Origin of the sequence: Mesorhizobium sp. LCM 4577, from assembly GCF_001854795.2 — a bacterium.
Lineage (GTDB): Bacteria > Pseudomonadota > Alphaproteobacteria > Rhizobiales > Rhizobiaceae > Mesorhizobium > Mesorhizobium plurifarium.
Map to the genome: position 1 here is coordinate 1 of NZ_MDDU01000013.1, position 14,183 is coordinate 14,183.

Consider the following 14,183-nt stretch of genomic DNA (forward strand, 5'->3'; position numbering starts at 1 on the left):
TGCCCACCATGCGCTCGAGATCGGCGAAGACGCGGTAGCGACGCTCGGCGTGGAGCTGGTCGATCGCATCTTCGAAGAACCGCTGGTAATTCATGGTGAGCTCCTTTGCCGGACACCCACCGCCGGTCGCGGCAGGCCTGTCCTGTTGGGTCACCATACTCAGTTTGCCGGTCTGGACTTTGAGCTAGGTCAATTCCCGTGCCGAAGTCAAACGAGCCTTGTGGCCATCCTTTCGAAAACTGATTCAAATCAAAGCGTTCGCCGGCATCTCGATCCACGGTAGGCGGATGTGGAATCCAATAGCAAGCGCCCCCTTTGGCCGTAGCCTCGAACTAGCCGTTCTGGACGAGGAAGGTCTGCACGCGCTTGTTTTTCCTTGCGAAAAAAGTCGGGATGGATGGGTGGATGTCGCTACCCGCGTTCGTGTCGATATCAGGCCGACCCACTGGCGAGACTGGGATCCAAAAGAGCGGCGGGCGAGCTTGCTGCGAGACCTGTCCTGACGTTGGCCAAAGGCGCGTGCAAACAAAAGCGGTGCTTAATGTTTGGGCTCGGCAATAAGTGCCATGCGTACCAGATGCGAGAGACTGCCCGCTCCCATTTTGCTCATGACATTCGCACGATGGATTTCAACCGTGCGCGGGCTGATCCCGAGATCGTAGGCAATCGTCTTGTTGGGCAAGCCGGAGACGAGCCCATCGAGCACTTGGCGCTCGCGTTCCGAGAGAGTGGCAAGGTTCTTCCGGATTTCGGTTGATTGCGGGTGGGCCGCGATGGGCTGGCTGCGGTGGGTCAGGGCCGAACGCAGTGAATCGATGAGAACCTGGTCGTCGAACGGCTTTTCGATGAAGTCGGCAGCGCCTTCCTTCATTGCCTGGACGGCAAGCGCGACATCGGCATGCCCGGTCATCACAATCACCGGCACGTTCAACCCGCGGGATTTCAATTGCCGCAGGAACTCGATGCCGTCGATACCAGGCATGCGCACATCAGTGACAATGCAACCGTCGACGTCCTTTGGCTCTGTCGCCAGAAATGCGGTCGCCGACTCGTAGAGGCGCACGGCAAAATCGGCTGTCGCGAGAAGAAAGCCCAGCGATTTGCGGACATCGACGTCATCGTCAACCACATGCACGACATCATTGGCCACTGGCGACCTCTTCCTTTTCTACCGCGCGCAGAGTGAACCGAAAGGCGGTTCCACCGCCGGGTGGAGTCTCTGCCCAGATATGACCACCGTGCGACTCGACGATAGTGCGACAAATAGACAGCCCTACGCCCATCCCCTGCTTCTTCGTAGTGACGAAGGGCTGGAAGAGCTGGGCCGAAACCTCGGGCGCCAGCCCCGGCCCGGTGTCGATAACGGCAACCTCTGCCATCCCGTCATGCCGGGCTGTGGTAGAGACACGCAGTTCACGGCGCGCCCCGCCCTGCATGGCCTCGACGGCGTTCCTCATAAGATTCAGCAACACCTGCTCAATCTGAATTCGATCGGTCAGAACGAGCTCGGCCGCTGGGTCGAGATCGTATGTAACGCGAACATCGGCCTCCCGCGCGCCAACCAGAGCGAGCGAAGAGGCATCCTCGATAAGCGTTGGCAGGCGTTCGACCTGGCGTTCGCTTTCGCCCCTGGCAACGAAGTCCCTGAGGCGACGAATGACGTCGCCCGCGCGCAAGGCTTGCTCGGCGGCCTTTTCGACGGCCTCTCGCAACATAGTCGCGTTCTCGTCATCGCTTTTCTCGAGCAGACGACGGCTGCCTTTGAGATAGTTTGTGATGGCTGTCAGCGGTTGGTTAATCTCATGCGCCAATGTCGAAGCCATTTCGCCGAGCGCGGTAAACCTTGCCATATGAAGCAGCTCCTGCTGCTGCTCTTGCATCCTCGCTTCCGTCCTATGGCGTTCGGTCAGGTCGCGACAGAAGCCCGTGAAGAAACGGCCCGTTCCCGGATGCATTTCGCCGACGGCCAATTCCATGGGAAAGGTCGTGCCATCCTTGCGCATCCCGGTCACGGTGCGTCCAAGTCCTATGATGCGGCGTTCTCCGGTGGAAAGGTATCTGTGCAGATAGGCGTCATGTTCCTCTCGATAGGGATTGGGCATCAGCAAACTGACATTTCGACCGATGACTTCGCTGGATTTATAACCGAACAGCATTTCGGCAGCAGTGCTGAAGGACTGCATCAGACCCTGTTCGTCGATAACGACCATGGCATCGGGTACAGTCGCCAGGATCGAACGCAGGTGATCCTCACGCAGTTGCAGCGCGGCGTTGGCGAAGGACAGCTCGCTGACGTCCGTGCCTTGAACGAATATCGCGGTGATCCGGCCGTCCTTCGCTTTAATGGGCTGATAGACGAAGTCTAAGATGCGTTCTTCCGCACTGCCCGTCTCGACGTTGCGGTATACGACCTTGACGCTTCGGCCCACATAGGGTTCGCCAGTCTCGTAGACGCGGTCCAGCAATTCGAAGAAACCTTGGCCGTCGAGGTCGGGAAAGGCCTCGCGCACCGATTTGCCAATGACATTTCGCTGGCCGACCATTCGTTGATAGGCGGCATTCGCCAGTTCAAACACGTGCCCGGGCTCTCTTAGCAACGTCATGAAACCCGGTGCTTGCTCAAACATCAATGCAAGCAACTCATGTTCCGGCAAATCATCACTTCGCGGCAAACCGTCAAGCGAAGCGGCCGATTCGGCGATGGCTCCCGCGGAAACTGGGCTCTTCTGGGTCACATCCACTCTGCTTTTGAAGGAACACTGGCGATCACTGGTTTAGCACTCAAGCAGGCATTCGCAAACATAGAGCTACCGGAGTTTGATCAGCATCAAGGTCGTGCACCTCTCGGAGTGGCACCATCAATCGATCATCGTCTCCTGAAGGTGCCGCATGTCCTACAAAACGATTGTCGTCAACTTGGCCGTCGATACCGATCCGGCGCCAATCGTGAAGCTTGCGGCAGAAATGGCGCATCGCTTCGATGCTCACCTCATCGGCTTCGCTGCCGCGGATGTTCCGCCCTTGGTGGCCACGGGGGAAGGCCTAGTTTATGAAGGCGAGGTCATGCAGGTCAAACGGCAGGAGATCGAGAAGCGTCTTGCCGAACTGCGCGACACCTTTGAGAAGTTTGTCCCGCACTCCATCAGCAGCGAATGGAAACAATATATTTGCGGTCCGACTCGCGCTTTAGGACTGGTAGCTCGCTCAGCCGATCTCATCGTGACCACCAATGGCGGCGATGATGTGTTCCGTGCCCTCGATGTAGGAAGCTTGGTGCTCGGGGCCGGTCGCCCCGTGCTGGTTGCGGCCGGCAATGCCGAACACCTGCTTGGGAAAACCGTCCTGGTCGCCTGGAAGGACAGCCGGGAAGCACGACGGGCTTTGTCCGATGCCTTGCCGCTCCTCGCCAAGGCGAAAGAGGTTGTAGTCGCCACGATGGAAGCAGCCTCGGGAAAGGATGTTCGAGACAGCCTTGCCGACGTCGCGGTGTTTCTGGAGCAGCATGGCATCATGGCGCGAACCGAAGTGATCGCCTGTGCGGCGAATGGCGAGGGGCTGATGGCGTTTGCTCGCTCGGTCGACGCCGATCTGATCGTGTGCGGCGCCTACGGTCACAGCCGGCTCAGGGAATGGGCCTTCGGCGGCATCACACTTTCGCTGATTGGCGAGAGCGGTATCAGCCRCCTGTTTTCGAATTGACTTACAACCATGGTGATCGAGGCGGCAGATGGCACGGACCGGCCGGGGGGCATAGCGGGTGAGGAGAAATCGATCAGCCGCTTTTCTGGCCGTGTTGAGCCTGCCTACTGGTCGCTCGAAACGGATGAGCTGGTCGGCCGGCTGGAGACCTCCACTTCCGGCCTGATGCGCGTCGATGCAGCAGCCAGGCTGGCCAAATTCGGTCGCAACGAACTGGCGCCTCGATCCGGCGGATCGGCGCTGAGCGTATTCGCGCGTCAGTTTCGCAGCCCATTGGTCCTGATCCTGGTCTTTGCCGCCGCCGTTTCGGCGTTCGTCGGGGAGGGGCATGAAGCTGCAATCATCGGCGCGATTGTGCTTGCCAGCTGCGCCCTCAGCTTCACTCAGGAATATGGCGCGTCTCGGGCGATGGAGGTGCTGCAACAGCGCATCTCCCGCAAGGCCACCGTGCTGCGGGACAGCTTCGAACGCACCGTCGATGTCGGGGAGATTGTCCCTGGCGACGTCGTCTGCCTGTCGGCTGGCAGTCTCATCCCTGTCGACGGCGTCATCCTGGAGTCGCGGGATTTCAACGTCAGCGAATCCGTTCTGACCGGCGAAACTTTTCCCGTCGTGAAGTCCGCGGGCCGCTCCGCGCCCGAGGCCGGCATTACGCAGCGAACCAATGCCGTCTTCACCGGCACGTCGGTTCGCAGCGGAACGGCGAAGGTGCTGGCCGTCGCCACGGGGACGCAGACCGAATTCGCATCGATCGCCGAAGCATTGGAGCGACGGATACCCGAGACCGAGTTCGCGCGCGGCATCAGGATGTTCGGATATCTGATGACCGAGATCATGCTTGTGATTGTCATCCTGGTGTTCTTCGCCAATGTGATGCTCAACCGGCCCTTCATCGAATCCCTATTGTTTTCGCTGGCGCTGGCGGTTGGCCTGACGCCTGAACTGCTTCCGGCGATCATCAGCGTAACCTTGGCAAGAGGCGCTCGGACGATGGCTGCCAACGGTGTCATCGTGCGCCGTCTCGATGCCATCGAGAATCTCGGCAGCATGGATCTGCTATGCACTGACAAGACCGGGACGCTCACGGAGGGCGTCATCCGCCTTGATGGCTGGTTCGACGTCGAGGGCAATTCGTCGATTGACGTCCTGCAGTGGGCCCGGCTCAACGCGACTTTGCAGACGGGCCTCAAGAATCCTCTGGACGAGGCAATTGCGGGCGCTCCGCGTGGACAGGGGAATTTGTCCGGGTTCTCCAAGATCGACGAGATCCCTTATGATTTTGTTCGCAAGCGCTTGTCGGTCGCCGTCCACGATAGCAAGCGAGAACAGATCCTTGTCACCAAGGGGGCGGTGCAGAATGTCCTCGACGCTTGTGGCTTCGTGCAGGGTTCGAATGGCTTGAAACCCCTCGGCGCGACGGAACGCGAGGCGATCGACGAACGATTCAGACGCTGGAGCGCCCAAGGGTATCGCGTTCTCGGCCTGGCGATCCGGCGATTTCAGGACAAGGCGGGCTTTAGCCGTGGCGACGAGACTGAAATGGCGTTCGCGGGGTTCCTGCTGTTTCTCGATCCGCCAAAGGAGGGGGTGCGGGAGATACTGTCGGCGCTTGCCGACCGAGGCATTGGCGTAAAGGTCATTTCCGGCGACAACCGCTATGTCGCGGCGCATCTGGCCGAGGCCGTGGGTCTGCAGGCCGACAGGATCATGACCGGCGAAGATCTATCGAAGCTGACGAAGAACGGGCTTCTGGCCGGCGTCCGCAATACCGATCTTTTCGTCGAGATCGATCCGAACCAGAAAGAGCGCATTGTCGAGGCGTTGCGCCGGAGCGGCCACGTGGTCGGCTATCTCGGCGATGGCATCAACGACGCGCCGGCGCTTCATGAAGCCGACATCGGCATTTCGGTCGATACGGCTGTCGATGTGGCGCGCGAGGCGGCGGACGTCATCTTGCTCAAGCGCGACCTGAGCGTGCTGGTGAAGGGCGTCGACGATGGCCGCAAAACCTTCGCCAATACGATGAAATACATATCCATCACGACCAGCGCCAATTTCGGCAACATGATCAGCATGGCTGCCGCCTCCCTTTACCTGCCGTTTCTGCCTCTGCTGGCCAAGCAGATCCTGCTGAACAATTTTCTTTCCGACATTCCGGCTCTCGCGATCGCAGGTGACAATGTCGATGTCGATCAGGTGCGCCGGCCGCGTCACTGGGACATCCATTTCGTGAGACGTTTCATGGTGAGTTTTGGACTGGTGAGCTCGCTCTTCGACTTCACAACCTTCGCGTTTCTCCTTCTGGCCGTTCATGCCACTGCAGCTACATTCCAGACGGCTTGGTTCGTGGAATCCGTGCTCACCGAACTCGCTATCGTGCTCGTCGTGCGGACCCGCAGGAGGCTTTGGCGCAGCCGTCCGAGCCTTCTGCTTGCGGGCCTCGCCGTCGGCATTGGCCTTACCACCATCGCCATTCCTTTTGCCCCGTTCGCCGGCTGGTTCGGATTTGTGCCTCTGGCAGCGCCGGTACTGGCAGGGCTGCTCGCGATCACCGCGCTCTACGTGCTTGTGTCCGAGCTTACAAAGAGCCGGCTTTTCGATCATGGCAGCCGAGCCAAGCCCCGCCGAAGAACTCCGGCCTCAAATCCGCACCGGACCGCGCCGGTCCGCATCCCTGGCTGAGCCAAGGGACGCGGACCAACGTGGACGACCCGAGGTCCAAGACTGCGACGTCAACCGCCGACGGCGGCCTTGGTGACGTTAACGCCAAGGTCGTAGACCAGCTGCCCACCATAATACGCTGTCACCGTGACCAGGGCCGCGCCGGCAACTTCAATGGCGGGTATGGCCGGTCCCAGCGTTTTCAGTTCGCGATTGCGCACCCAAAGAGCGAGCCGGAGGAGACCCCAGCCCAGAAAGGCCAGGGCGCTGATCCCGCCCAGGCCCTCATGGATCTCGGCTATCTGGCTGCTGAATCCCGCGGCCTCGGCATGGTCGAGGGCGATGCCGCCAAAGAACCAGGTGCTGACGGCGAATATTCCTGCGGCCGCCGCCGCAAAACTGGAAATCGTACCCACGCCACTGCGTGTCGTAACGGCATTGCGGTTCGCGAGCGCGGCGAGGTCGATGACCACGAGCGTGTACATCAGAACAATAGGAAAATGCACCAGAATGGGATGGATATGCTGAATTTCAGGCATTGCAGATATTCTCCAGAAAGATTGAGCAAATAATCAGTCGGATGGCCAATCAGTCGTCGCTATTGCCGGGTTCGTCGGCTCGTTCGCTGCGCGCACTGGATGCGGATATGCGGCCGTCACCTTCGTCGTCGCCGATGCCCTTCACCGCCTTGGGTCCGGCGGCGCTCATCATCGGGATGGYCTCGAAGTCGATTGTTGAGGAAGATGTGGGGGATGCGGCCCCGCACGATTCATGGTCGGATTCCGCGGCCGCGGGCAGGACAAAGGCGGCCAGACCTCCAAGAGCGACAAGCAGGACCGGAAGATTGCGCATGGTTTCAAATCCTTCTTTGCGCGCCCGTCATCGGGCGCGGCGGCCCTTGATAGAGACGTGCTCCTTGCCGCCGGCTGACGATGATTGACAGCGGTTTGACAGCTTCGGCATGCGACAGCTCTCCTCCATGAAAACCGCTTTGATGCGCCTGGCCGCCCTGGGGACGGCCGCACTTGTGCTGGCCACGCCGTCGGCCGTCCGGGCGCAGGACGACGACGATGACCACGATCGGGCGCGCGACCTCTATGAGCGTGGCGAAATCGAGGGCCTTGCCGATATCATGGCCATTGTCCGCGCCAGAGCTCCCGGTGAGATCGTTGCGGTCGACCTCATCCGCGCCGGAGGCAAGTGGATCTATCGATTCCAGGTGGTTGCAGCCGATGGCCGGCGCAGGGTCGTTGACATCGACGCCGGCGCCGGCGCCGGCGGCGTTTTGAGCAATGAAGGCGACCACAAATGAAGATCCTCGTGGCAGAAGACGAACCGCGTATTGCGGCCGACATCGCGGCGGTTTTGAAGGCCTCAGGCATGGCCGTCGATATCGTGAGCGATGGTGAAGCCGCCTGGTTTGCGGGCGACGTCGAGAACTACGATGCGGCGATCCTCGACCTGGGATTGCCGAAGCTCGACGGCCTCACGGTGCTGAAGCGCTGGCGCGCCAATGGCCGGCGCTTTCCGGTGCTGATCCTGACGGCGCGCGGACTGTGGACCGAGCGGGTGGAAGGCATCAACGCCGGTGCCGACGATTACCTTCCCAAGCCTTTTGAAATGGAGGAACTGCTCGCACGATTGCGCGCCATCCTGCGCCGCTCAAGCGGGCAGGCGGCGCCAGTCCTGACGTCGGGCCCCTTGTTGCTCGACACGCGCCAGATGCGCATCTCGCTTCGCGGCATTCCCGTGGCACTTTCGCCGCTCGAGTATCGGCTTCTCGCGTTCCTGATGCATCATGCCGGTCGTGTGGTCGCGCCGACCGAGCTCGCGGAGCATCTTTACAGTTCCGACAACGAACGCGACCCGAACACGATCGAAGTCATCGTTGCGCGTCTGCGGCGGAAACTTGGCAGCGATGTCATCGAAACCCGACGCGGCTTCGGATATTTCGTGCCGGACGGGCCTGGCGGGCCCGGCTGATGCGCAATTCGATCCGCCTAAGGCTATGGTCGGCCGCAGCCATATCGATTGTGATCGCGCTTGGCATAGCCGGCGTCGGCCTGCGTTATCTGTTCGAGCTCAACGTCGAGCGGCGGGTCGTCAGCGAGTTGACCGTCGACCTCAATGAGTTGATCGGTGCGACGAGCTTCGCGGCCGACGGCCGCCTGCTGGTCGCATCGACGCTGGCGGATCAGCGCTTCGCCAGTCCGCTGTCCGGGCATTACTGGCAGGTGGAAGACCTTGCGACCGGCAACCTCGTTCGATCGCGCTCCTTGTGGGATGCCACGCTCGCCTTGCCCGAGCAGGCAGCGAATGGCGAACTGAGGAAGGAAGAGCTCAGGGGGCCAGGCGGCGAGCTCACCGTCGCCGTTCTGCGTACGATTACCGACGCCGACGGGAGGGCGTTTCGTGCTGTCGTTGCGGAGGATCACCGCAATGTCGAGGTCTCGGTGGGGGAATATGTCCGTGATCTCGCGCCGGCGCTCACGGTGCTCGCATTCGCCCTGATGGGCGCATTCTTCATCCAGATCACCGTCGGCTTGGCGCCATTGGAAGGCCTGCGAGTCGCCGTCAGGGACGTGATTGCGCAGCGAAAGGCTCGTCTTGATGTCGCCGCGCCGAGCGAAGTCCAGCCACTTGCTGAGGAGATAAATCGCCTGCTCGCCGCCCAGGAGAAGGCCCTGTCTCGCGCCCGCTCGCGCGCCACTGATCTGGCGCACGGCCTCAAGACGCCCCTGCAGGTGCTTTCTGCCGATATTCGGACCTTGCGCAAGAAGGGTGAAACCGAACTTGCCGAGGAGATCGAGAAAAGCGCCGGCGCAATTCGCCGCCACGTCGAGCGGGAATTGGCGCGTGCTCGCCTGGCGCCCGGCGTTTCCGGCGATGCCGCCTGCCTTGTCCGGGAGGTGGCGAACGGCGTGATTGCCGTCCTCAAACGAACGCCAAGGGGCAAGCAGCTGTCATTCGCGATCGACGTCGCCGAGGATTTCACGGCGCCGGTCGACGAGGGCGATCTATCCGAGGTCCTCGGCAATCTGGTGGAGAACGCGACGCGCTTCGCGAAATCGCTGGTTCGTGTGAGCGCATCCGCAAGCGCCGGCGAAGTCATCATCAAGGTCGTCGACGATGGGCCGGGCATTCCGGAGGCCGCCCGGAATGCCGCTTTGTTGCGTGGTGTCCAGCTTGACAGCAAGGGCGGCGGCAGCGGCCTCGGCCTGGCGATCGTTTCGGACATCGTCGAAGCTTATGGCGGCCGCCTCGAAATGGCGAACGCCAACTCCGGTCTGGCGGTGACCATTTACCTGCCTCGGCCTGGTTGAGCGCGTTCAGGCGAATCCGGGGAAGTAATCGACCTTAATTCTGGAACGGCGAACTCCCATGGTCAGCAGCTTCCCGCGCAGCGCCTTGACCATGACCTGCGGGCCGGAGATGTAGAAGGTGCGTTCCAGGTAGTCGGGCATGGTGAGGCGTACCAGGCGGGCGTCGATATAGCCCGGATACTGGCCACGCTCAGCACCCTTGGCCACGGCATGGAACGTCCTTATGCCCAGTTCGCGTCTCGCTGAGCCAAGCACGTCGCGATAGGCGATGTCGTCTTGTCCCTCTGTTCCATAGAGAACGACGATGGGCCGAATTTCCTGACGATCGATGAGATATTGCAGCATCGAACGAAACGGCGTGATGCCGATGCCGCCCGCCAGGAAAGCGATCTTCGTCTTCGGATCGGATGGCAGCGTGAAATCGCCGGCCAGTTGTGAAGCGTGGATCGTGGCGCCGGGCCTCATGGCGCCCAGCGCCCGCTTGAAGGCGCTCGATTGCGGATAGAATTTTACGCCAAGCCGCACGGATTGCTCGGTAGGCGATGAGGCGACGGTGAAATAACGCCGGTTGCCGCGATTGTCGGAATGGTCGAGGCCAAGTGTCCACTCAAGGTACTGGCCAGCCTGGAAGGCAAGCTTTCGCTGTGACCTGAAGATGAAATCATAGCTGTCGGCGGCGGTTTGCTCGATGCGTTCCAGGGTCAGCACGAAGCGCCCTTTCGGACCGATCGAATAGGCGAAGAGGTTGCCGACCAGAAGCGCAAGCTCGGGTGTGAAATAGAGCGAGCCGACATGGATGTTGGGTGCGAACAGGAAACCGACGATGGYGGCAAAGGCGATCCGCGGCCAGCGCTGTGCGGGCGCCGTCAGGGGCTCGGTCAACATCACGAAAGCAAAGAACAATAGCGGCGATGAGCCCAGCGTTTCCTTGAAGGCGGCGCCATATTGCGCTGGCTCGGTTGTTGCTAGGACGGTCGCAATGGCCACGACCAGAAATGTCGCGACAAGATCCAGGCGGCGCAGTTTCCGGACGACCAGAATCCCGCCGATGAGGACGAAGGGAAGCAGCCATGGATTGCCACCGACCCACCAGGTGGCGGGCTGGTTCAGCAACAGTGCCGACAACGCCACGCCGACGGCCGCCGGATTGAAAAGGTGCTTTCGACCAACGGCCAGAATGTATTTCGATGAGATCGCCCAGACAGAGGCGAAAGCAACTGCCGCGATGCCCTTCAGGTCCGTGACGGCGACCGGGTCGAGGATGAGGGCCAGAATGAGCGCGGTGATATAGACGGATTCGTTGTTTGCCGGGACCTCGAAGACCAGCGCGAAAGCTTTGTTGGTGATCCAGCAGGCGCTGACTGCCAGCGCTGCGGTGAAAGCGAGCGCAAGTGGATCATGCGGCACGAGCTTGACGAAGCAGAAGGCGAAGGCTGTGCCCAGCAGCGCCATCAGATAGTGGAGCACCAGCCGGTACATGGTCAGGTGGTCGAGGAACCGGTCGATTGCCTTGATCATGGTTCGCAAAGGTCTCCGAATCCGGTTGTCGGCGTGGCGCGGCCGTTGCTGTCGACGACATAACCCTCCAGCCCCGGAGCCTGCTCGATGAAGAGGATACCGTCGCGACCCATGGCGAAGGCCGCGGTGGCGAAGCGATCGGCTTCGAGCACGTCGGATCCGACGACCGTCAGGCTGACGATGTCGGTGATAGCGTCGGAAGGCTCATGGGGATTGTAGATATGCTGGCCGCGCGCATAGGTGCCCGACGTGGCGACGCCGCGCCCGCGCGGATAGACGACCTTGATGATCTCATCCGTCTTGAAGGGGTTGCGGATGCCGACGCTCCAGTCTTGCCCGGAAGCGTTCTTGCCCAAGGACTGGATGTCGCCGCCCGCTTCGATGAAGAAGTCCCGAACCCCCGCCTGACAGACAATTTCGGCTGCATTGCGAATGGCCCAGCCCTTGACGATGCCGGACGGGTCAAGCGAGCCATTGGCCTTGTGGATGTCGAAAAATCCACCTGTCTCGCTTCTTGTCCGCTCGGCCAGCGCCAGCACTTCCATCATTTCGCCGCTCCAATCCTTGACCGGAACGTCGCCTCGGTTGATGGCGGAAATCTCGCTGTCGGTCCTGTAGGTGCTGAAGCGCCGATCGATTTGCTCGAAATAGCCGAAGACGGAGTCGATCAGCGAGCCGGCGGCGCCACCGACATCGACCGTGATCGGCATTCCCATCAGAATTCGGGTTTCGCGCATGGGGTCAGGAAGAAGCCTTCCTCAGGGCGCCGCCGAGCGATTGGATGAAGGCTTTGCTGGTCAGCGTCGCGCCCGAGATGATATCCACATCGGCGCTTTGCGCGCCGATCGCTTCGTCGCGCAGCATCGGCAACGCCTGCCGGTTGATGTTGACCGAGGTACGGCGGTCATTGGGGTATCTCAGCACCTTGAGTGCAGTGACCCGGCCACCCTGGACAAGCGCCTGGATCTGGATGATGCCGTAATAGGCATCGGCGGCTGGACCGGTGTAGACCCCGTCGGCATAACCGTGCGCCGCGAGCTTCATGCCGGTATGGAGGATGCGCGCTTGGGGATAATCCGGCCGCGGCTGCGGGATGGGAATGTAGACGGCAGGCGTCACCGCGAAAGACGGTGTCTGCGGCAGGGCGGCATTGGTATTTAGGGGCTCCACCTTTGGCTTCGGCGGCGGGGACGGTGCCGGTGTGACCTCCGGCGGCCTGTCGGCAAAGGTAGGCTGCGGCGCCGCGGCCGCAATCGTCGTGGAAGCATCCTTCCTGGCCTCGACCGTTGTGCGTGGCACCGGCTCCCGTGGCACATTCACCGGGGAAGCTGCCGGCAGGGTTGCCGCCGCTGCCGGGACCGGGCTGGCAGGAGAGGACGGAGCGATCGGCGCCAACGGGGCCTGCTCCGCCGCAGCCGCGGTCCCCTGTGTGTCGATCGGATCGTTGCCGGGAAGCTTGCCCGCCTGATCCCAGACATAGGCCCCGGACGAGGCGATCACGAAGAGGGACAAGGCGATCTGTTTCATGAGCATCGTTCCGATTTCGAGCACGCTCCGGCCGAGCCGTTTCGTGCAGGTTAGGAGCAATATCTCATGAGCTAGCTGACAACTGGCTGTCAGCGCTCTGGCTAGCGAAAAATACCGGGTCGACGAACCGGGGTCGCCGATTGACTTTGATCAAGGCATTTGTTCGGATCGCGGGGCAGTGAACGGTCGGGCTGCCTTCCTGGCTTGCCGATGTGGACTTAAACCCTAGCCGAACCGACAACTGTCCCTTTGCTTAGATGAGTCGTCTTCACACCGAAAATCACCTGGTTTCACGCGTCGGTTGGTTGCGGGCCGCGGTGCTCGGCGCGAACGACGGCATCGTCTCGACCGCCAGCCTGATCATTGGCGTTGCGAGCGCCAATGCCACCACGGCCAGCGTGCTGGTAGCCGGCGTCGCGGGTCTGGTTGCGGGCGCCATGTCGATGGCCGCCGGCGAATATGTATCCGTCAGTTCCCAGGCCGACACCGAGCACGCGGATCTCGCGCGTGAACGGAACGAACTCGCAAGCCAACCCGAGTTCGAGAGGCAGGAGCTTGCCCAGATCTACATCGATCGCGGTGTGGAACCTCAATTGGCGTTGCAGGTGGCCGATCAGTTGATGGCCAAGGACGCTCTTGGCGCACACGCCCGCGACGAGCTTGGCATTTCCGAGGTGACCGCCGCACGACCGATACTGGCAGCGCTGGCTTCGGCGGCGGCGTTTTCAATCGGCGCGATCATGCCGCTGGCTATGGTGCTTCTTTCACCGCCCTCCCGACTTGTTGCCGTCGTTTCGATCGCATCGCTGTTGTTCCTGGCCGTGCTCGGCGCAATCGGCGCGAGGGCTGGCGGCGCCAATGTATGGAAGGCCACCATTCGCGTCACCTTTTGGGGAGCGCTGGCAATGGCCCTGACCGCAGGTATCGGCGCGATATTCGGCACGGTCGGTTAGGCCGCTTCACCGAGCATGGTCTGCACTTCAGGTTACGTCCTCTCAGGCAGACGGGCTCTTTCGTTGATCGAAGTCAACGCCACACGCCGCCTGAGATGGCAATGATTTGCGGTCTGAGGAGTGTGCCGACATGAGCTTTCTCGAATATCTGATCGGGGCTGACGCCAAAACCGCCTTGATGGAACGCATGATGCGGAAGATGGGTGTCGACAGGCAGCTGAAAGTTGTGGCGGATCACCCAGCCGTCGCCAGTCGTGCCGTTGACCGGTGCCGGTCTTGCGGCCACCAGGACGAATGCGCCGCCTGGCTCGACGAAACCGCGCATGCCGATCATCCGCCGGCCTATTGCCGCAATAGCGACTTGATCGCTCGATTGCAGTCCGTCCGCTGATTGAACCTTGATGCTGGACGCAACGAGCTGCTTGGCGAGCGGGCAGCAAACAAGCCCGGAAGGCCACATGGCGGCTGACTGATGTCAAACGATCTATTTCTTCTGGAAGCA

14 protein-coding genes are annotated in these 14,183 nt (G+C 61.4%); 7 read left to right on the forward strand and 7 right to left on the reverse strand.

Annotation, left to right across the window (positions count from 1 at the left end; translation table 11 throughout):
* Positions 1 to 538: 538 nt before the first annotated feature.
* Both fixJ and LCM4577_RS15265 read right to left on the reverse strand, forming a co-directional pair.
* Positions 539 to 1,150, reverse strand: a complete 612-nt coding sequence (fixJ, locus tag LCM4577_RS15260; protein WP_041006392.1) for a response regulator FixJ — start codon at positions 1,148 to 1,150, stop codon at positions 539 to 541.
* Positions 1,140 to 2,627 carry a PAS domain-containing sensor histidine kinase gene (locus LCM4577_RS15265; protein ID WP_244508348.1) on the reverse strand — a complete coding sequence of 496 codons (1,488 nt, stop codon included), beginning with the start codon at positions 2,625 to 2,627 and terminating at the stop codon, positions 1,140 to 1,142. The genes fixJ and LCM4577_RS15265 overlap by 11 nt, the downstream gene beginning before the upstream one ends.
* Before the next feature lie 262 nt (positions 2,628 to 2,889).
* Here LCM4577_RS15265 and LCM4577_RS15270 point away from each other — a divergent pair, with 262 nt between their 5' ends.
* Together LCM4577_RS15270 and mgtA are read left to right on the forward strand one after the other, a co-directional pair.
* Positions 2,890 to 3,699 carry a universal stress protein gene (locus tag LCM4577_RS15270; RefSeq protein ID WP_071072028.1) on the forward strand — a complete coding sequence of 270 codons (810 nt, stop codon included), beginning with the start codon at positions 2,890 to 2,892 and terminating at the stop codon, positions 3,697 to 3,699.
* A gap of 9 nt (positions 3,700 to 3,708) precedes the next feature.
* Positions 3,709 to 6,381: a magnesium-translocating P-type ATPase gene (gene mgtA / locus LCM4577_RS15275; protein ID WP_083354736.1), complete on the forward strand. Its 2,673-nt coding sequence runs from the start codon at positions 3,709 to 3,711 to the stop codon at positions 6,379 to 6,381.
* Positions 6,382 to 6,431: 50 nt separating this feature from the next.
* On the opposite strand, the gene LCM4577_RS15280 is transcribed toward mgtA, so the two are convergent.
* Both LCM4577_RS15280 and LCM4577_RS15285 read right to left on the reverse strand, forming a co-directional pair.
* Positions 6,432 to 6,899, reverse strand: coding sequence for a DUF2231 domain-containing protein (locus LCM4577_RS15280; RefSeq protein WP_041006384.1), 468 nt, complete (start codon positions 6,897 to 6,899; stop codon positions 6,432 to 6,434).
* 49 nt (positions 6,900 to 6,948) lie between these two features.
* Positions 6,949 to 7,212 (reverse strand): hypothetical protein, encoded by a 264-nt coding sequence (locus tag LCM4577_RS15285; protein ID WP_131803465.1) that lies wholly within the window; start codon positions 7,210 to 7,212, stop codon positions 6,949 to 6,951.
* 109 nt (positions 7,213 to 7,321) lie between these two features.
* Here LCM4577_RS15285 and LCM4577_RS15290 point away from each other — a divergent pair, with 109 nt between their 5' ends.
* The 3 genes from LCM4577_RS15290 to LCM4577_RS15300 are packed head-to-tail and all read left to right on the forward strand — an operon-like array spanning position 7,322 to position 9,683.
* Positions 7,322 to 7,672, forward strand: a complete 351-nt coding sequence (locus LCM4577_RS15290; RefSeq protein ID WP_244508331.1) for a PepSY domain-containing protein — start codon at positions 7,322 to 7,324, stop codon at positions 7,670 to 7,672.
* Positions 7,669 to 8,343 (forward strand): response regulator transcription factor, encoded by a 675-nt coding sequence (locus tag LCM4577_RS15295; protein WP_071030550.1) that lies wholly within the window; start codon positions 7,669 to 7,671, stop codon positions 8,341 to 8,343. The genes LCM4577_RS15290 and LCM4577_RS15295 overlap by 4 nt, the downstream gene beginning before the upstream one ends.
* A complete protein-coding gene (locus LCM4577_RS15300) occupies positions 8,343 to 9,683 on the forward strand; it encodes a HAMP domain-containing sensor histidine kinase (RefSeq protein ID WP_071030549.1) in 1,341 nt (446 codons plus the stop codon). Before LCM4577_RS15295 ends, LCM4577_RS15300 begins: the two co-directional genes overlap by 1 nt.
* A gap of 6 nt (positions 9,684 to 9,689) precedes the next feature.
* On the opposite strand, the gene LCM4577_RS15305 is transcribed toward LCM4577_RS15300, so the two are convergent.
* From LCM4577_RS15305 to LCM4577_RS15315, 3 genes are read right to left on the reverse strand one after another with little or no spacing between them, the layout of a single operon-like run.
* Positions 9,690 to 11,201, reverse strand: coding sequence for an RnfABCDGE type electron transport complex subunit D (locus LCM4577_RS15305; RefSeq protein ID WP_071072031.1), 1,512 nt, complete (start codon positions 11,199 to 11,201; stop codon positions 9,690 to 9,692).
* The gene (locus tag LCM4577_RS15310) at positions 11,198 to 11,917 is read right to left on the reverse strand and encodes an FAD:protein FMN transferase (protein ID WP_244508332.1); all 720 of its coding nucleotides are present in this window, start codon (positions 11,915 to 11,917) and stop codon (positions 11,198 to 11,200) included. Before LCM4577_RS15310 ends, LCM4577_RS15305 begins: the two co-directional genes overlap by 4 nt.
* Before the next feature lie 25 nt (positions 11,918 to 11,942).
* Positions 11,943 to 12,728, reverse strand: a complete 786-nt coding sequence (locus LCM4577_RS15315) for an FMN-binding protein (RefSeq protein WP_071030588.1) — start codon at positions 12,726 to 12,728, stop codon at positions 11,943 to 11,945.
* 257 nt (positions 12,729 to 12,985) lie between these two features.
* Here LCM4577_RS15315 and LCM4577_RS15320 point away from each other — a divergent pair, with 257 nt between their 5' ends.
* Positions 12,986 to 13,681: a VIT family protein gene (locus LCM4577_RS15320; RefSeq protein ID WP_071072035.1), complete on the forward strand. Its 696-nt coding sequence runs from the start codon at positions 12,986 to 12,988 to the stop codon at positions 13,679 to 13,681.
* Positions 13,682 to 13,880: 199 nt separating this feature from the next.
* Entirely contained in the window at positions 13,881 to 14,072 is a 192-nt protein-coding gene (locus LCM4577_RS15325) for a DUF6455 family protein (RefSeq protein WP_244508349.1), read from the forward strand.
* Positions 14,073 to 14,183: the final 111 nt, after the last annotated feature.